General features: G+C 73.6%; 17 protein-coding genes and 1 pseudogene. 8 read left to right on the top strand and 10 right to left on the bottom strand.

From position 1 onward, the window contains the following. The first annotated feature begins 72 nt into the window (after positions 1–72). Positions 73–1,089, top strand: a complete 1,017-nt coding sequence (locus V2S66_RS31960; RefSeq protein ID WP_330800268.1) for a LacI family DNA-binding transcriptional regulator — start codon at positions 73–75, stop codon at positions 1,087–1,089. Between the two features lie 36 nt (positions 1,090–1,125). Here the strand turns inward: V2S66_RS31960 and V2S66_RS31955 are convergent, their stop codons facing one another. Beyond that, the gene (locus V2S66_RS31955; protein ID WP_330800267.1) at positions 1,126–1,587 is read right to left on the bottom strand and encodes a nuclear transport factor 2 family protein; all 462 of its coding nucleotides are present in this window, start codon (positions 1,585–1,587) and stop codon (positions 1,126–1,128) included. Between the two features lie 117 nt (positions 1,588–1,704). Beyond that, on the bottom strand, positions 1,705–2,631 hold the full coding sequence (locus V2S66_RS31950; protein WP_330800265.1) for a pyridoxamine 5'-phosphate oxidase family protein: 927 nt from the start codon (positions 2,629–2,631) through the stop codon (positions 1,705–1,707). A 131-nt stretch (positions 2,632–2,762) separates the two neighbouring features. Here V2S66_RS31950 and V2S66_RS31945 point away from each other — a divergent pair, with 131 nt between their 5' ends. Beyond that, positions 2,763–3,518: a CGNR zinc finger domain-containing protein gene (locus V2S66_RS31945; protein WP_330800264.1), complete on the top strand. Its 756-nt coding sequence runs from the start codon at positions 2,763–2,765 to the stop codon at positions 3,516–3,518. A 29-nt stretch (positions 3,519–3,547) separates the two neighbouring features. On the opposite strand, the gene V2S66_RS31940 is transcribed toward V2S66_RS31945, so the two are convergent. Continuing rightward, positions 3,548–3,973 carry an ATP-binding protein gene (locus V2S66_RS31940; RefSeq protein WP_330800262.1) on the bottom strand — a complete coding sequence of 142 codons (426 nt, stop codon included), beginning with the start codon at positions 3,971–3,973 and terminating at the stop codon, positions 3,548–3,550. 344 nt (positions 3,974–4,317) lie between these two features. Here V2S66_RS31940 and V2S66_RS31935 point away from each other — a divergent pair, with 344 nt between their 5' ends. The 3 genes from V2S66_RS31935 (at position 4,318) to V2S66_RS31925 (ending at position 6,348) form a co-directional block, all read left to right on the top strand. Continuing rightward, a complete protein-coding gene (locus V2S66_RS31935) occupies positions 4,318–5,178 on the top strand; it encodes a helix-turn-helix domain-containing protein (RefSeq protein ID WP_413966527.1) in 861 nt (286 codons plus the stop codon). Between the two features lie 4 nt (positions 5,179–5,182). Continuing rightward, positions 5,183–5,413, top strand: coding sequence for a DUF397 domain-containing protein (locus V2S66_RS31930; protein ID WP_330800261.1), 231 nt, complete (start codon positions 5,183–5,185; stop codon positions 5,411–5,413). Between the two features lie 98 nt (positions 5,414–5,511). Further along, positions 5,512–6,348 carry an SAM-dependent methyltransferase gene (locus tag V2S66_RS31925; RefSeq protein WP_330800260.1) on the top strand — a complete coding sequence of 279 codons (837 nt, stop codon included), beginning with the start codon at positions 5,512–5,514 and terminating at the stop codon, positions 6,346–6,348. On the opposite strand, the pseudogene V2S66_RS31920 reads toward V2S66_RS31925, so the two are convergent. From V2S66_RS31920 to V2S66_RS31895, 6 genes and pseudogenes are all read right to left on the bottom strand, one after another. After that, positions 6,338–6,922 (bottom strand): annotated as a pseudogene (locus V2S66_RS31920) (sugar O-acetyltransferase). The gene V2S66_RS31925 and the pseudogene V2S66_RS31920 sit on opposite strands and share 11 nt — an antisense overlap. Positions 6,923–7,023: 101 nt before the next feature. Next, positions 7,024–7,392 (bottom strand): DUF427 domain-containing protein, encoded by a 369-nt coding sequence (locus V2S66_RS31915; RefSeq protein ID WP_330800259.1) that lies wholly within the window; start codon positions 7,390–7,392, stop codon positions 7,024–7,026. 114 nt (positions 7,393–7,506) lie between these two features. Beyond that, the gene (locus V2S66_RS31910; RefSeq protein ID WP_330800258.1) at positions 7,507–9,552 is read right to left on the bottom strand and encodes a translation factor GTPase family protein; all 2,046 of its coding nucleotides are present in this window, start codon (positions 9,550–9,552) and stop codon (positions 7,507–7,509) included. A gap of 178 nt (positions 9,553–9,730) precedes the next feature. Next, positions 9,731–10,480 (bottom strand): succinate dehydrogenase/fumarate reductase iron-sulfur subunit, encoded by a 750-nt coding sequence (locus V2S66_RS31905; protein ID WP_330800256.1) that lies wholly within the window; start codon positions 10,478–10,480, stop codon positions 9,731–9,733. After that, positions 10,477–12,456 (bottom strand): fumarate reductase/succinate dehydrogenase flavoprotein subunit, encoded by a 1,980-nt coding sequence (locus V2S66_RS31900; protein ID WP_413966526.1) that lies wholly within the window; start codon positions 12,454–12,456, stop codon positions 10,477–10,479. Before V2S66_RS31900 ends, V2S66_RS31905 begins: the two co-directional genes overlap by 4 nt. A 33-nt stretch (positions 12,457–12,489) precedes the next feature. Then, the gene (locus tag V2S66_RS31895) at positions 12,490–13,194 is read right to left on the bottom strand and encodes a succinate dehydrogenase cytochrome b subunit (protein WP_330800255.1); all 705 of its coding nucleotides are present in this window, start codon (positions 13,192–13,194) and stop codon (positions 12,490–12,492) included. A 94-nt stretch (positions 13,195–13,288) separates the two neighbouring features. On the opposite strand from V2S66_RS31895, the gene V2S66_RS31890 reads away from it, so the two are divergent. Continuing rightward, on the top strand, positions 13,289–14,215 hold the full coding sequence (locus V2S66_RS31890; RefSeq protein WP_330800254.1) for a LysR family transcriptional regulator: 927 nt from the start codon (positions 13,289–13,291) through the stop codon (positions 14,213–14,215). A gap of 17 nt (positions 14,216–14,232) precedes the next feature. Here the strand turns inward: V2S66_RS31890 and V2S66_RS31885 are convergent, their stop codons facing one another. Next, the gene (locus V2S66_RS31885) at positions 14,233–15,843 is read right to left on the bottom strand and encodes an MFS transporter (RefSeq protein WP_330800253.1); all 1,611 of its coding nucleotides are present in this window, start codon (positions 15,841–15,843) and stop codon (positions 14,233–14,235) included. A gap of 66 nt (positions 15,844–15,909) precedes the next feature. Between V2S66_RS31885 and V2S66_RS31880 the strand changes: the two genes are divergently transcribed. Together V2S66_RS31880 and V2S66_RS31875 are read left to right on the top strand one after the other, a co-directional pair. After that, on the top strand, positions 15,910–16,323 hold the full coding sequence (locus V2S66_RS31880; RefSeq protein ID WP_330800252.1) for a winged helix-turn-helix transcriptional regulator: 414 nt from the start codon (positions 15,910–15,912) through the stop codon (positions 16,321–16,323). 40 nt (positions 16,324–16,363) lie between these two features. After that, positions 16,364–17,227 (top strand): helix-turn-helix transcriptional regulator (locus V2S66_RS31875; RefSeq protein WP_330800251.1); only part of this gene is annotated, 864 nt, incomplete at its 3' end.

The raw sequence follows: 17,227 nt of genomic DNA, 5'->3' as shown, positions 1-17,227 counted from the left end.
CGCACCCGGCAGGGCTGCACAGGGCAGTCGTGGACGGATAGGGTGCCCGCATGAAACGAGAGCGTGAAACACGTGCCTAGGCCGCAGGGTTCACGGGCGACCGTGCGGGCCATCGCCGCCGAGGCCGGCGTGTCCATCGCCACCGTGTCACGCGTGATGAACGGGCACGCCCACGTCGCCCCGGAGACGCAGGAACGGGTGCGCAAGGCGGTCGCCCGGCTGGGCGCGCCCGCACCGGCCAGACGCGGCAGCGCGGGCGGCGCGATCTACGTGCGCTGCCCGTACGTGCTGACCGACTACTTCGGCGTGATCGTGTCCTCGATCGCCGAGACGCTGGACCTGTACGGCCGCCGCCTGGTGCTCAGCGCGGGCGACGCGGCCCGGGACCTCCAGGTGCTGCCGGGGCTGCCGGGCGATCCGGGCATCGCGGGCGCGGTGCTGATCGTGCCGCCCGAGCCGGAACGGGAACTGGAGGTCCTGCGGGAGCAGGACTTCCCGTTCGTGGTGGTCGATCCGCGCACCCCGCTGCCCCGCGACATCGCCTCGGTCTCGGCGGCCAACCTCACCGCGGCCCGCAGCGTCACCGCGCACCTGGTGCAGCTGGGCCACCGCAGGATCGGGGTGATCGGCGGCCCCGGCGACTGGCTGGCCAGCCAGTCCCGGCTCGCCGGGCACAACTCGGCGCTGGCCGACGCGGGCGTGCTGCCCTCCCCCGAACTGCTGCGCAGCATCGAGCCGACCGCGGACTGGGGCTACGGCGCGGCCTCCGAGCTGCTGGAGCTGCCCGAGCCGCCGACCGCCCTGGTCGCCTTCAACGACAAGGCGGCGGTCGGCGCGCTCAGGGCGGCGTACGAGCGCGGCCTGCGGGTGCCGGAGGACCTGTCGATCACCGGTTTCGACGACATCGACCTGAGCCGCAGCACGGTGCCGCGGCTGACCACGGTGCGCCAGCCGCTGGAGGAGATGGGCCGGATGGCGGTGTCGCTGCTGATGCGGCTGCTCGACCGGCACACCGTGGACACCCTGCACGTGGAGCTGGCCACCCACCTGGTGCTGCGCGGGTCCACCGGACCGGCGCCGCGGCGCTGAGGCGCGCGCCCCGCTGACGGGCGGCCGCCGGCCCGCCTACCGCAGGTCGATGTCGCGGCCGTGCTCGGACTCGGGCCGGGGGCCGAGGATGCGGCGCTCGGCGCCGGTGATCGGCACGTCGTTGATGCTGGCCTCGCGGCGGGACATCAGGCCGTCGGCGTCGAACTCCCACTGCTCGTTGCCGTAGGAGCGGAACCACTCGCCGGACGCGTCGTGCCACTCGTACTGGAACCGCACCGCGATCCGGTCGTCGCCGAACGCCCACAGGCTCTTGCGCAGCGCGTACTCGTGCTCGCGCTCCCACTTGGCGGCGAGGAAGGCGACGATCTCGGCGCGTCCGGTGAGGAAGGCGTCGCGGTTCCGCCAGACGGAGTCCTCGGTGTAGGCCAGGCTCACCCGGTGCGGGTCGCGGCTGTTCCAGGCGTCCTCGGCGGCCTGCACCTTCTGCCGGGCGCTCTGCTCGGTGAACGGCGGCAGCGGGGGGCGTTGTTCGGGCATCGGCGCTCCAGCGGCGTGGTGGGGGGACGGAGGGGAACGGACTGCGGTGGCGGGGACTGCGGTGGCAAGGACTGCGGTGGCAAGGACTGAGATTGCGGGGACTGCGGTCGCGGCGGGTCAGGCGGCCGGGTGGCGGGTGACCGGCGGGTTGTGCGGATACCGGATGGTGCCGGCGCCGCGCACCGGCATGACCGTACGCACCACGCGGCGCGGGGTGAAGCCGACGCGGCGGCCGGTGCCCCCGTCGTCGCCCGGCGCTCCCGGCTCGGTCCACTCGACCACGGCCTCGCCGGACAGCTGCAGCGCCGTGCCGGTCCCGAAGTCGGGGAACAGGAGTGCGGCGGAGCCGTCGGCGGCGATGTTGCCCAGGCTGTTGAACATGTTGTTGCCCGGGTAGTCCGGCCACCACACCCGGCCGTCCGCCACCCGTACGAACCCGGGCTCGCCGCCCCGGTGCGAGGCGTCGGCGCCACGGGTGGGGTGCTCGGTGCCGAGGAAGAAGGTGTCCGCGGCGCGGATCAGCCCGGCGTCGGCCTCGTCCAGCGTGTCGTGGCGCTCGGCCGCCCGCGCGGCGCTCCCCCGTCCCGGCAGCACCTCACGGCGCTGGATGTACTGCGGGCAGTTGCCGTACGCCTGCTCGGCGGCGACGCAGAAGCCGGTGGGACCGGTCGCGGCCACCGTGCCGTTCACCCGGAACCTGCGGCGGCGGGCGAAGTCGACGGCGATCAGGCCGACCTGTCCGCCGCGCTCCGGGCCGCCGCCCAGCGGACCGTCGGACGCGGGCAGGGCCAGCACGTCGAGGGTGGCGTCGTCGACGACGTCCAGGAACCCGGCGGGGCCGGAGAGCGGCACGGTCCACAGCAGTCCCGCCGCGTCCCTGGCGGTGAGCGCGGCCAGTTCGCGCCCGGCGAGGAACTGCCGCGCCCCGCCGGTCAGCGCCGGAGCCGCCAGCATTCCGGTCAGCCGGGCCGCCTGCAGCCGTACGCCGGCGCGCTGCTGTACGGCCAGCTCGCCGTCGTGGAAGCCGGTCCCGTCCGTGCGCATGACACCACACTCCTCACGATGAGAGACCTTGTCGAGCATGAGTCACCCACGGAGAGCGTCGCGCGCGCCACCGCGGCTGTCAAATGGGTCCCGCGTTGCGCAACCATTAGGGCGGGGTTACGGTGGCGTCGATGGACACCAGCGAGCCCCAGCCGACCGCCGCGCCGCCGACCACGGCGCCGCCGACCACGGCACCCCTGCACGGCGAGCCGCTGCCGGTGGAGCTGATGAACACGGTCTGGGCGGGCCGCGACGGAGTGCACGACGCGCTGGGCGACACCGCGGACCTCGCGGCGTGGCTGCGGGCGGTCGAGCCGCGCCTGCCGGACGGGCTCGGCGCTCGCAGCGAGGCAGGGACAGGGGACCAGGCCGGGACCGGGCGGCGGGCGCGGCCCTCGCCCGGCCGGCCGGACGCGCTGTCGGCCTCGGCCGGGCTTCCCGGCCTGCTCGCGGAGTTCCGGCGGCTGCGGGACGCGTTGCGGCGGCTCGCCGCCGAGGCGACCGCGGACGACCGGCCGGCCGCGCACGCCGCGAACGGCCGCCTGGACCTTCCGGCCGCCGTCGCGCACCTCAACGAGGCCTGCGGCTTCGCGCCGGCCTCCTCCTACCTGGTGTGGTCACCGGACGGGGGCGGAGCCGCACTGCGCGGGCTGCACTCGCCGTACCCGGCCGCGGCGGCCGCGCTGTCGGTCGTCGCCGAGCAGGGCGTGGCGCTCTTCGCCGGGGAGGGGCGGGCGCAGCTGGGGGCCTGCCACGCGCCCGGCTGCGTCCTGTACTTCCTGCGGACCCCTCCGCGCCGCGCCTGGTGCTCGGCCGCCTGCGGCAACCGGGCCCGGGTGGCCCGCCACTACCACCGCCATCACGATCCGCGCCCGCACGGGCGCTGAGCGTCCCGCGCCGTCGCGCCGGACGGACGTCAGGGCGCGTCGTGCGGGAGCGTGCACCAGACGGTGTGGCCCTGGTCGTCGGCCTGGACGCCCCACGCGGCGCAGATGCTCTGCACGATGAGCAGGCCGCGGCCGCGGACGTCGAGCGTCTCCGCGGGTCCGGGGGCGATGTCGGCGCCGTCGCCCTTGCCGCGCACCTCTATCCGCACATGCCGCTCGCCGGCGTGCACCGCGCAGCCTATGGTCGCGCTGGGGGTGTGCCGCAGCGCGTTGGTGAACAGCTCGCTGATCAGCAGGGCCGCGCTGTCCTGTGCGTCGGCGCCGCAGCCGCGGTGGGTCAGATGGGCGCGCACGAAGGACCTGGCCGCGGCGACGGAGCCCGCGTGGGCGGGCAGCACGAAGGCCAGGTGCGGCGAGAAGGCCGCGGGCCGGAACGTCATGTCGGTGAGTGCCACGGGTTGAGTCCTCGGGGTGAGGGAGGTACCGCGCCCGGTCCCGCCGGGGCGTGCACGGTGAAAGCGTGGGGGTCCCTCCCGGGTGCGGACCCCCACGCTGCGACCCGCCGGCGCTGGTTCGGGACATCGGGGCAGGGCCGCAGGAGAAGGCCCGTGCCCCGGGTGCGCCCGGCTGCCGGCTGCCACGCATGTGTGAACGCGGTCACGGACCCACTATGATCCCCGACATCCACAAAGAGCAAGAGACTCTCTGATAATTTCAGCAAGTCGCATCCGAGCTGTGGCTGTCACCGGCTCGGTGGCAGACTGCACTCCATGATTGCCGTACGAGGAGGGGACGGGCCGTGACCGCTGCCCACTCGGCGAATGCCTCGACCATTCGTCTGATGGTGCTGGGCCGGCGGCTGCGCGACCTGCGGGTCGCCGCCGGGAGGTCCTTCGAGGACGCCGCGCTCCTCCTCGACGTGGCCCCGCTGACGATCCGTCGGATGGAACTGGCCAGGGGGCGGTGGAAACTCCCCTACGTCAAGACGCTGTTGGACGACTACGGCGTGCCCGAGGACGAGGCGAGGACGTTCATCGCGCTGGTGCGCGAGGCCAACCAGCCAGGCTGGTGGCACCGTTACCGCGACGCGCTGCCCAACTGGTTCAGCGGCTACGTGAGCCTGGAGGAGGCCGCGAGCCTGATCCGGGCGTACGAGCCGCACTACGTCCCCGGCCTGCTGCAGACCGAGGACTACGCACGGTCGGTGCTGCGCCGTGGAGTTCACGACCAGGCGGAGGAAGTGGAGCGCCGGGTGGCGCTGCGGATGGAGCGTCAGCGGCTGCTGACCGGGGCCGAGCCGCCCGAACTGTGGGTGGTGATGGACGAGACCGTGCTGCGCCGCCCGATGGTGCCGCGCGAGGTGCTGCGGGCGCAGGTGGACCGGCTGATCGACCTGCTGGACCTGCCCAACGTCAAGCTGCAGATCATGCCGTTCGAGATCTGTGCGCACGAGGGCATGTACGGGCCGTTCCACATCTTCCGGTTCCCGCACGAGGAAATCTCGGACGTCGCGTACGTCGAGAACCTCGTCGGCGCCGTCTACCTGGACGAGTACGACGACGTCACCAACTTCCAGGCGGCCCTCGACCGGATGTGCACTCAGGCGCTTCCGGTGCAGCGCGCCGAGGCATTCCTCACCGGCATTCGTAAGGAGCTTTGAGCACGTGTACCGCATACACAACGCCGTTAGGGAGCTGGGCACGGAAGGCTGGCACAAGCCGTGGAGCGGTAGCAACGGCGGCAGTTGCGTCGAGGTCAGAAAGCTGCCCGACGGCCGTTACGCGGTCCGCCAGTCCACCGACCCCGAGGGCCCCGCACTCGTCTTCACCCACACCGAACTCGACGTGTTCGCCCGGGGCTGGGAGGCCGGCCAGGCGACCCTGGCCGCCTCCTGAGCGCGCCCCGGCCCCCGGACCGCAAGCCTCAGTCAGCAGATCGAAGCCCGTCGCAGTGAACCCCGAGCCCACAGCAGTGAAGCAGGAGGAACAAGCAGATGTCGGACGGCATGGCCTGGACGCACCGGCCCGCGGGTTACCAACCGCCTGAGATCGACACCACCGTGCCCCACTCGGCGCGGGTGTACGACTACATCCTGGGCGGCAAGGACAACTACCCGCCGGACCGCGAGGCGGCCGAGCAGATGCTCGCGGGGTGGCCGGAACTGCGGCTGTCCATGCGGGAGAACCGCACCTTCATGCACCGCGCGGTGCGGCACCTGGCCGAGCAGGGCATCGACCAGTTCCTGGACATCGGCACCGGGATTCCCACCTCGCCCAACCTCCACGAGGTCGCCCAGAGCGTCATCCCGGGCGCCCGGGTGGTCTACGTGGACAACGACCCCATCGTGCTGGCCCACGCCGGCGCGCGGCTGAACAGCACCCCCGAGGGCCGGATCGCCTACCTGCACGCGGACATGAAGGACCCGGCCGCGGTGTTCGCCGCGCCGGAGGTCGCCGAGACCCTCGACCTCGGCCGCCCGGTGGCGCTGTCCATCATCGCCGTGCTGCAGTTCGTCACCGACGACGCGCAGGCGTACGGCCTGGTCAAGGAGTACCTGGACCGGCTGCCGGCCGGCAGCTACCTGGTGCTGTCCACGGTCACCATCGACTCCAGCCCGAAGCCGATCGGCGACGTGGTGGCGGAGTACACCCGGCGCGGCATGCCGGCCCGCAACCGCACCAAGGCCCAGGTCGAGGCGTTCTTCGACGGCCTGGAGCAGATCGACCCGGGCGTGGTGCTGGTGCACAGGTGGCGGCCGGAGCCCGGTACCGAGGGCCGGGTCAAGGACTCCGAGGTGGCGATGTACGGCGGCATGGGGTTCAAGGGCTGACCGGGGCGTCCTCGCCGGGCCGGTCGGTGAGCTCCCTGACCACCCGGGCGGGGTTGCCCACCGCGAGGACGCCGGGCGGCAGGTCCCTGGTGACCACCGACCCGGCGCCCACCACGGTGCCGGCGCCGATCGTGACGCCCGGGCAGACGATGACGCCGCCGCCGAGCCACACGTTGTCGCCGATGGTGACCGGCAGCGCCTTCTCCCAGCCGGCCCGGCGCCGCTCGGCGTCCATTTCGTGGGTGGGCGTGAGGAGTTGGACGTTGGGGCCGATCTGGACGTCCGCGCCGACGGTGATCGGCCCGGCGTCCAGGAAGACGGCGCCGAAGTTCACGAAGGTCCGCGCGCCGATGGTGATGAGGTAGCCCTAGTCGCACTGGAACGGCGGCCGGATGTGGGCGTGTTCGCCGAGCGACCCGAGCAACTGCTCCAGCGCCTTGCGCTGTTCCGCCGGTTCGGTCGCCGAGTTGAGGGTGTGGCACAGCTCCACCCGCCGCACGGTGTCCGCGCCCAGCTCCTCGTCGTCGGCGATGTACCACTCGCCCGCCAGCATCAGCCGCTTGTTGTCGCCCATGGGCCCAGTCTGGCCCATGGGCGCCGCGGCGCCCATGGCGTGAATGCGCCGGGAGCCCGCCCGGAGGTCCGGGCGGGCTCCCTGGCCGGGAACGGGTGCGGTCAGCCGGCCGCGATCTCGACGTGCTGCGGGTAGAACGCGACGTGTCCGGCGATCGCGTCCACCGCGTCGTACGGCTTCAGGTATGTCCACACGGCGTCGCCGATCTCGCCGTCCGGGCCGACCAGCGCGTAGTACGACGCGTCGCCCTTGTACGGGCAGTAGGTCTGCGACTCGGTGGGCCGCAGGGCGCCCTCGGCGACGTCCTCGTACGGGATGTACTGCACCGGCGGGTAGGTGCTCTCCTGCAGGGTCAGCGCGCGGGTGGTGTCCGCGACGACGCGCCCGCCGGCCCGCACCACGAGGCGGCCGGGGGTCTGCTCGACGGTGATGGGGTGGTCGGGTCCCGGCGTCTTGACGGGGCGTGCCATGGGGTCCTCCGTGGGATGCGGGAGGCCGCGGCAGCCGTGCTGGGCCGCTGCCGAGCCTGGGGTTCGCTGCCGCCCGGCTCCGGGCGCCTTTCGTTGGTCAACCGGTCCCCGGCGTCAGGCATTCCCCGTCCGGTGCGGCGCGGCGCTGTCGCCGAGGCCGGACAGCCGCCGCTGGACCTGCAGCAGGTACTCCTTGCGGTGCAGCGGGTCGGGTTCGGTGCGGGCCCGCTGCGGGACGGCGCCGCGCACCGGCTCGTAGCGGTCGAAGGCGCTCTCCAGCACGCCCTCCCCGCTGGTGAGGGTGGGCAGTCGCAGCTCCAGGCCGTGCACCAGGGCGGCCGGGATGTCGCCTTCCAGCAGGAAGGAGTCGCCGTGCGCCGCCGAGGTGCGCGGCACCGCGCCGAGCCGGGTCAGGGCGGGCAGCACGGTGCCGAGCAGGGCGGCCGGGATCTCCAGCCGGAAGCGGTGCACGGGCTGGTGGACGACGGTGCCGGCCTGCCGCAGCGCGGCCGCCAGCACCAGCGGGGTGAGGTGGCGGAAGTCGCCCGAGGTACTGGACATGCTCTTGTCGAAGACCGCGTGGGAGTGGCTCTGCCGGGCCGAGTAACCGGAGTGGGTCACGGTGACCACGCAGTCGGTCACCCGCCAGCCGTGCAGGCCCTGCTCCAGGGTCTCGGTCACGGTCTCCTCCACGGCGGTGAAGAAGGAGTACGGCATCGAGCCCAGTTCGACCTCGCGCCGCAGCTCCACGCCGCTGCCGGCCGGCGCGGGCTCGATCCGCAGGCCGACGGTGGCGAGGAAGGGGTTGCCGTCCTTCTTGATCACCTCGAACGCGGAACCGGTTCCGGCCACCCGCTCGATGTGCAGGGTGGTGGTCTCCCGGAACTCCGCCGCGACGCCGAACTCGGCGGCCAGCGTGGCCTCGATGACCTCCTTCTGCACCTCGCCGTAGAGCGACACCGCGATCTCCCCGGCGGCCGCGTCCCGCCGCAGGTCTATCAGCGGGTCCTGTTCGGCGAGCAGGCCGAGCGCGGCGTGGAGGGCAGCGCGGTCGGCGGCGTTGCGCGCGGCCACCACGGTCTCCAGCGTGGGCGGCGGGAACTGCCGGTCGCCGCCCGCCGGTTCCGGCGCCTCGCCGAGGGTGTCGCCGATGCGCACCCCGGTCAGGCCGCGCAGGGTGGCGATGCGCCCGGCGGTCACCTCGTCGCGCGGGGTCAGGACGCCGTCGTCGAAGACGGCGATCGCGGTGACCTTCTCCTCGGCGACGAGCGCCCCCTCGCGGTGCACCGGCAGCCGGTCGCGGAGGCGCACGGTGCCGGAGCTGAGCCGCACGTAGGCGACCTTCTCCCCCGCCGCGCCGCGCTCGATCTTGAAGACGCCGCCGGCCACCGGGCCGCGCGGGTCGCCGCCGGGCGCGGGCAGCAGCTCGGCGACGCCGGCGGCGAGCGCGTCCACGCCCGCCCCGGTGACGGCCGAGCCCGCGTACACCGGGTGCACCAGCGCCCGGCCGGTCTGCACTGCCAGCTCGCCGCGCAGCCTGCCGTACGGCACGGCGCTCTCGTCGTCGACATAGGCGGCGAGCAGCCGGTCGTCGTGTGCGGCCAGCACGTCGAGCAGCCGCGCGGTGAACGCGCCGTCCGCCGCGGTGTACGGGACGGTGCGCGCGGCGCGGCCGCCCTCGCCCACCGCGGCGACCATCGGCACGGCGTCCGGGGTGAGCCTGCCCGCCACCGCGTCGAGGGTGCGGGCGAGGTCCGCGCCGCGCCGGTCCAGCTTGTTGACGAAGATCAGCGTCGGGATGCGCAGCCGCCGCAGGGTGCGCATCAGCACCCGGGTCTGCGGCTGGACGCCCTCGACCGCGGAGACCACGAGCACCGCGCCGTCGAGCACGCCGAGCACCCGTTCCACCTCGGCGATGAAGTCCGGGTGGCCGGGGGTGTCGACGAGATTGACGGTGGTCCCGCCGAGGGTGAAGGACACCACGGCGGACTTGATGGTGATGCCGCGCTGCTTCTCCAGCGCGAGCGTGTCGGTGGTGGTGCTGCCCGCGTCGACGCTGCCGACCCGGTCGATCACTCCGGCGGCGTACAGCAGCCGCTCGGTGAGGCTGGTCTTACCTGCGTCGACGTGCGCGAGAATGCCGAGATTGAGCGATTGCACGAACGGTCATGTCCTCGAGATAGGGAGTTGTTCCTGTCTGAGCGGGCATGACGGAACCGCGCATGATCATTGCTCCTCGGTCGGCAGCGGGTGCACGGCCGACTACAGCAGAGACGTCCGATCGCGGGCAACGGGATTTCGCCGCGGCGCGGGGCGCCGCCGTTCCTCCTCCGTGCGGCTACTTCCGGGCGACCTTGCGGTTGGCGCGCAGCCACTCCCTGTTCATCGCCGTGATCGAGGTGAGCGGGATGCCCTTGGGGCAGGCGGTGGCGCACTCGCCGGTGAGGGTGCAGCCGCCGAAGCCCTCGGCGTCCATCTGCGCGACCATGTCGAGCACCCGGGTCTCCCGCTCGGGCGCGCCCTGCGGGAGGGCGCCCAGGTGGTTGACCTTGGCCGAGGTGAACAGCATCGCCGAGCCGTTCGGGCAGGCGGCCACGCAGGCACCGCAGCCGATGCACTCGGCGTGCTCGAAGGCCCGGTCGGCGTCCGGCTTGGGGACGGGGGTGGCGTGCGCCTCGGGCGCCGCGCCGGTGGGGACGCTGACGTAGCCGCCGGACTGGATGATCCGGTCGAAGGCGGAGCGGTCCACGACCAGGTCGCGGACGACGGGGAAGGCGGCCGCGCGCCACGGCTCGACGTCGATGGTGTCGCCGTCCCGGAAGGAGCGCATGTGCAGCTGGCAGGCGGTGGTGCGCTCCGGGCCGTGCGCCTGGCCGTCGATGACCAGGCTGCACGCGCCGCAGATGCCCTCGCGGCAGTCGTGGTCGAAGGCGACCGGGTCCTCGCCCTCCAGCGTCAACCGCTCGTTGAGGGTGTCGAGCATCTCCAGGAAGGACATGTCCGGCGAGACGCCGTCCATCTCGTACTCCCGCATGGCGCCGGGCGCCTCGGTGTTCTTCTGGCGCCAGATGCGCAGGGCGATCCTCATGCGTAGCTCCGCTGGGTGGGGTGGACGTAGTCGAAGACGAGGTCCTCGCGGTGCAGCACCGGCGGGTTGCCGGTGCCGGTGAACTCCCAGGCGGCCGCGTACCCGAACGCCTCGTCGTCGCGGGCCGCCTCACCGTCCGGGGTCTGGGACTCCTCACGGAAGTGGCCGCCGCAGGACTCGGCCCGGTGCAGGGCGTCCAGGCACATCAGTTCGGCGAGTTCGAGGTAGTCCACGACGCGGTTGGCGCGTTCCAGCGACTGGTTGAACTCCGCCTCCGTGCCCGGCACCGTGATCCGCCGCCAGAATTCCTCGCGGATCAGCGGAATGCGCTCCAGCGCCTCGCGCAGCCCCTGCTCGGTGCGGGCCATCCCGCAGAACTCCCACATGAGTTCGCCGATCTCCCGGTGGAAGGAGTCCGCGGTGCGGTCGCCCCGCACGTTCACCAGCCGCCGCAGCCGCTCCCGCACCTCCTCGACCGCTTCGAGGACCGCGGGGTCGGCCGGATCGACCGTCGGCAGCGCGGAGTTGCGGGCCAGGTAGTCGTTGAGCGTGGCGGGCAGCACGAAGTAGCCGTCGGCCAGGCCCTGCATGAGCGCGGAGGCGCCGAGCCGGTTGGCGCCGTGGTCGGAGAAGTTGGCCTCGCCGATCGCGAACAGGCCGGGCACGGTGGTCTGCAGGTCGTAGTCCACCCACAGGCCGCCCATGGTGTAGTGCACCGCGGGGTAGATCCGCATCGGCACCTCGTACGGGTCCTCGGCGGTGATCCGCTGGTACATCTCGAAGAGGTTGCCGTACTTCTCCTCGACCGCCCCGCGGCCCGTCCTGGCGATGGCGTCGGCGAAGTCGAGGTAGACGCCCTGGCCGCCGGGGCCGACGCCGCGGCCCTCGTCGCAGACCTTCTTGGCGGCGCGCGAGGCGATGTCGCGGGGCACCAGGTTGCCGAAGGACGGGTAGATCCGTTCGAGGTAGTAGTCGCGCTCGTCCTCGGGGATCAGTGCCGGCGGCCGGGTGTCGCCCGCGGTCGCCGGCACCCAGATCCGGCCGTCGTTGCGCAGCGACTCGCTCATCAGGGTGAGCTTGGACTGGTGCTCGCCGCTGCGCGGGATGCAGGTCGGGTGGATCTGGGTGAAGCACGGGTTGGCGAAGTACGCGCCGCGCCGGTGCGCCCGCCAGACGGCGGTGGCGTTGGAGTTCATGGCGTTCGTCGACAGGTGGAAGACGTTGCCGTAGCCGCCGGTGGCGAGCACCACGGCGTCCGCGGTGTGCGTCGAGATCTCACCGGTGACCAGGTCGCGGGCGACGATGCCGCGGGCCGCGCCGTCCACCACGACCAGGTCGAGCATCTCGGTGCGCGGGTGCATCTCCACGTTTCCCGCGGCGATCTGCCGGGACAGGGCCTGGTACGCGCCGAGCAGGAGCTGCTGGCCGGTCTGGCCGCGGGCGTAGAAGGTGCGGGAGACCTGGACGCCGCCGAAGGAGCGGGTGTCGAGCAGGCCGCCGTACTCGCGGGCGAAGGGCACGCCCTGCGCGACGCACTGGTCGATGATCTCCACGGAGATCTGGGCGAGGCGGTGCACATTCGACTCGCGGGCGCGGAAGTCGCCGCCCTTGACGGTGTCGTAGAACAGCCGGTGGATCGAGTCGCCGTCGTTGCGGTAGTTCTTGGCGGCGTTGATGCCGCCCTGGGCGGCGATGGAGTGCGCCCGGCGCGGGGAGTCCTGGTAGCAGAACTGCACGACGTGGTAGCCCTGTTCGGCCAGGGTGGCGCCGGCCGAGCCGCCGGCCAGGCCGGTGCCCACCACGATGACGGTGTGCTTGCGGCGGTTCGCGGGGTTGACCAGCTTGGCGGTGAAGCGGCGGGTGTCCCAGCGGTCGGCGATCGGCCCCCCCGGGGCACTGGTGTCGGCGATCGGTGCGCCCTCGGTGTACTGCGGACGCGTGTGTCGCGGGTCTGCGGACGGCGTTGGGGTGTTCAACTCGACTCCCTCGGTGGGTCGTTCAGCGGCCGGTCAGTGGACGACGCCGGCCATGACGCCGACCGGGACGGCGATGAAGCCGGCCGTCAGCACCAGGGCGAGCCCGTTGGCGGTGGCCTTCAGCGCCCGGTCCCGGGTGGCGCTGCCCGCGCCGAGGGTCTGGGCGGCGCTCCAGAAGCCGTGCCGGATGTGCAGCCCGAGGGCGAGCATCGCGACGATGTAGATGACGTCGCCGTACCAGGTGTGGAAGGTCGCGACGACGTTCTGGTACGGGTGTCCCGGCTCGGCGTTGCGGTTGACGGTGAGGGTGGTCAGGTCCAGCAGGTGCCACACCAGGAACAGCGCGATGATCACACCGCCCCAGCGCATGGTGCGGGTCGCGTAGCTGGCCCGCGCCCTGCGGTGCTGGTAGCCGACCGGGCGGGCCCGCAGGTCGCGGCGGCTGAGCTGGTAGGCGCACACGCCGTGCGCGACCACCGAGGCGACCAGCAGCACGCGGATGATCCACAGCGCCCACTCGTAGTGCAGGAAGGGCTCCCCGAGGGTGCGCAGCCAGTGCGCGTAGCCGTTGAAGGTGCCGGGGCCGAAGAAGATCTTGAGGTTGCCGAACATGTGGGCGGCCAGGTAGAGCAGCATGACCAGGCCGCTCGCCGCCATGATCGTCTTCTTGCCGACGGTGGAGTCCCACACCGTCCGCGCCATGGACGGACGCTGGTCCGTACGGGTTGCCAGTGCCATGCACCCGACCGTAGGACCACGGATGGCCAGTGGTCCAAGACATGATCAGGCTCGTGTCCATAGCCGCTGTCTATGGCGGCCGTATGCTGGGAGCGTGCAGTTCCAGCAGCTGGCCTACTTCGTGGCCGTCGCGGACGCCCGCCACTTCACCCGGGCCGCCGAGGCGGTGCACGTCTCGCAGCCCTCGCTCTCCCAGCAGATCGGAGCGCTGGAGAAGGAGCTGGGCGCACCCCTGTTCAGCCGGGCGCGGGGCAACATCGCGCTGACCGACGCGGGCGAGGCGCTGCTGCCGCTGGCCCGGCGGATCCTCGCGGACGCGGACACCGCCCGCCACGAGGTGCTGGAGCTGGCGCAGCTGCGGCGCGGCCGGGTCCGGCTGGGCGCGACACCGAGCCTGTGCACCGGCCTGCTGCCCGACGCGCTGCGCGACTTCCACGGCCGCCACCCGGGCGTCCGGCTGCTGCTGGACGAGGGCGGATCGCACGATCTGGTGCGCCGGCTGGCCCGCGGCGCGCTGGACCTGGCGCTGGTCGTGCTGCCGCTGCCCAGTCCTTCGCCGGCGCTCACCACCGTGGAGCTGTTCCAGGAGGACCTGGTGGCGGTCTCCGCCGCCGACGCGCCGGCGCCGCGCTCGCCGCTGCGGATCGCCGACCTCGAAGGCCGGCCGATGGTGATGTTCCGGCACGGCTACGACCTGCGCGACCTCACGCTCGCCGCGTGCAGGGCGGCGGGCTTCGAGCCGTACTGCACCGTCGAGGGCGGTGAGATGGACGCGGTCCTGGGGTTCGTCAGGGCCGGGCTCGGCATCGGCGTGGTGCCCGCGATGGTCGCCGCCCGCGCCGGGGCGGAGCTGCGCGTCACCCCACTCGCCCGGCCGGGGCTGCGCCGCACGGTCGCGCTGGCGCACCGCAGCGACGTCGCTCCGCCGCGGGCCGCGCGGGCGCTGCAGGAGGTGCTGCTGGCCGCTGCCCGCCAGGCGGTGACGAGCAGCGGGCTGCGGCCGCCCGGCGCCGGGCCCTGAGACCCGGCGCCGGACGGTCAGGCGGAGGCACGCTCAGCACCCGCGGGGCCCGACGGGCCGTCCGCCGCGTCGGGCGCGGAGCCCTCCCCGACCGGCGCCCGCCCCGCGCGGACCGGTTCCCCAGCCGCCGGCTCCGCGCCGCCCGACGTCCCCGCCCCGGCAGGCGATGCGGCCGCCGGCCGCATCGCCGGCAGCAGGACGGCGGCGAGCACCATGGCCGCCAGCGCGAAGCAGGCCGCGGCGAAGAACGCGTGGTGGAACCCCGAGGCACGGGCCGCCCGCAGGGCGCCGGGGCCGGGGTGCGCTCCGGCTCCGGTCATCAGGTCGCCGATGCGGGTGAGGGCGAACGTGGAGATCACGGCCACGCCGAGGGCGCCGCCGGCCTCCTGGCTGGTGTTGATCAGCCCGGCCGCCACCCCCGACTCCCGCTCGCGCACTCCGAGGGCGGCCGCGATCTGCAGCGGCACGAAGGACATCCCCAGGCCGATCCCGACCATCAGGAACGGCGGCAGCACGTCCGCCGCGTAGCCGGCGTGCACCGGCAGCCGGGCGAGCAGCAGCAGCCCGCCCGCGCCGAGCGCCAGCCCGGCGACGAGCACCGGCCGGGCCGGGACCTTGGCGATCAGCCCGGAGGCGACGCCGGCGCCCACGCCCACCGACAGGGCCAGCGGGACGTACGCGAGCCCGGTCCTGAGCGCGTCGTAGCCGAGCACCTGCTGCATGAAGAGGCTGGCGAAGAAGAACAGCGTGACCATCGCCCCGAAGGTGAGCACCGCGGTGATGTTGGCGGTGCGCAGCGCCGGCAGCCGGAACATCCGCAACGGCAGCAGCGGTGCGGCGGAGCGCAGTTCGACGACGACGACGGCCGCGAGCAGCGCCGCCGCGCCGGCCAGCCCGCCGATCGTCCTGCCGCTCGACCAGCCGGCGGTGACCGCCTGGTCGAGGGTGTGGATGAGCAGCAGCAGGCCGGCGGTGAGGCTGACCGCACCCGCGGCGTCGAACCGGCGCCCGGCGCCGCCTGAGCGGCTCTCGGGCAGCACGAAGGGCGCGGCGATCACCGCGAAGACGGCGATCGGCACGTTGATGAAGAACACCCAGCGCCAGCCCGGGCCCTGGGTGAGCAGGCCGCCGAACAGCACGCCGAGCACCGAGGCGACGCCGGCCAGCGCCCCCCAGACGCCCAGCGCCCTGGTGCGCGCGGCCGGCTCGGTGAAGGTGGTGGTGAGGGTGGACAGGGCGGCGGGGGCGGTCAGCGCGGCGCCGAGGCCCTGCACCCCGCGGCAGGCGATGAGCAGTCCCGCGGAGTGCGAGAGCCCGGCGGCCAGGGACGCGGCGCCGAACAGCGCCATGCCGGTCTGCAGCAGCCGGCGCCGTCCGAGCGTGTCGGCGAGCCGCCCGCCGAGCATCAGGAAGCCGCCGAGCACCGTGCCGTACGCGGTGACGACGAACTGCAGGTCGCCGTCGCGCATGCGCAGGTCGGCCTGGATGGAGGGCAGGGCGACGTTCACGATCGTCAAGTCGAGGTAGACCATCGACTGGACGACGCACAGGAAGGCCAGGATCAGGCCGGGCCCTGCGGCCGGGGTGCGGGAGGCGCGCCCCCGCGGCGAATCTGCGGCAAGTGTCATGCGGCCGACGCTAACAACGTGTTTATAGTAGGTACCTAGAAGATAGTGACTACCCAGGAGGACGGCATGACGCGCACCCTCGGTGCTCCCACCGCCGGCGGCCGGGGCATCACCGCGGCGCTCGTGCCCGTGGAGTGCGAGGTGACGCCGCTGCTGGACGTCGCGTTCAGCCGCTGGACCACGCCGGTGCTGTGGACCCTCAACGAGTTCGGCCGGCAGCGGTTCGTGGAGCTGGAGCGGCGGCTGGGCACGATCACCCCGAAGGTGCTCACCCAGCGGCTGCGGCAGCTGGAGCGGGACGGCCTGGTCACCCGCACCTACCACCCCGAGGTGCCGCCCCGGGTGGAGTACGAGATCAGCGAGCTGGGCCGCACCCTGGGACCGCTCTTCGCGGGCATGGCGTCGTGGGCGAAGGACCACATGGACGCCGTCGAGTCGGCGCGCCGCAGCTACGACGAGGAAGGGAAGCCGGGTCGGTGAGGCATGCCGGCCCCGGCGGCGACTCCTGTCCGGGGCGGAAGTGACCGGTGCGCAGCCGGTCCGGCAGGTGCGCGCCTGGAAGCCGGCGGTGCGCGGCATCGACGAGGTGCTGCACGCGCGGTTCACCGACCACGCCTATCCGCTGCACACCCACAGGACCTGGGACCTGATGATCCTGGACGACGGGGTGGTCGACTTCGCGCTGGACCGGCGCAGGCACGGCGCCTGGGACGCCAGCCGGGTGGTGCTGCTGCCGCCGGGGGTGCCGCACGACGGCCGGACGGTGCGGCCGAGCGGTTTCCGCAAGCGGGTGCTGTACCTGAGCACGGACGTGCTGCCCGAGCGGCTGGCCGGGGCGGCGGTGGCCGGTCCCGTGCTCGGCGATCCGCAGCTGCGCCGGCAGATCCACCGGCTGCACGCGGCGCTCGCGCACCGGGACGACGCGCTGGAGGGCGAGTCGCGGCTGGCCTTCGTCCGCGAACGGCTGCTGGCGCGGCTGGAGACCGACCGGCGGGTGCGCCCGCCGGGGCGCGAGGGCGACCGGCTGGCCGCGCGGCTGCGCGAACTGCTGGACGCCCGGGTCGCCGACGGCCTCTCGCTGGACGAGGCCACCGGCATCCTGCACGCCCATCCGACGCACCTGATCCGCTGCTTCAGCCGGGCCTACGGGCTGCCGCCGCACACCTACCTGACCGGCCGCCGGATCGACCTGGCCCGCGGCATGCTGCTCGCGGGCGCCCGGCCCGCGCAGGTGGCGGCCGCCGTCGGCTTCTACGACCAGGCGCACTTCAGCCGGCACTTCAGCCGGCACATGGGAGTGCCGCCGGCCCGCTTCGGCGAGGGGCGGGGGGGGGGCCGGGGGGGGGCGCCCCCCCCCCGCCGGCGCCCCCCCCCCCCCCCGGGC

This window comes from Actinacidiphila polyblastidii (assembly GCF_036353415.1).
Taxonomy (GTDB): domain Bacteria; phylum Actinomycetota; class Actinomycetes; order Streptomycetales; family Streptomycetaceae; genus Actinacidiphila; species Actinacidiphila polyblastidii.
The sequence above is the reverse complement of the archived record's forward strand: the minus strand, read 5'-3'. Positions and strand labels throughout refer to the sequence as shown.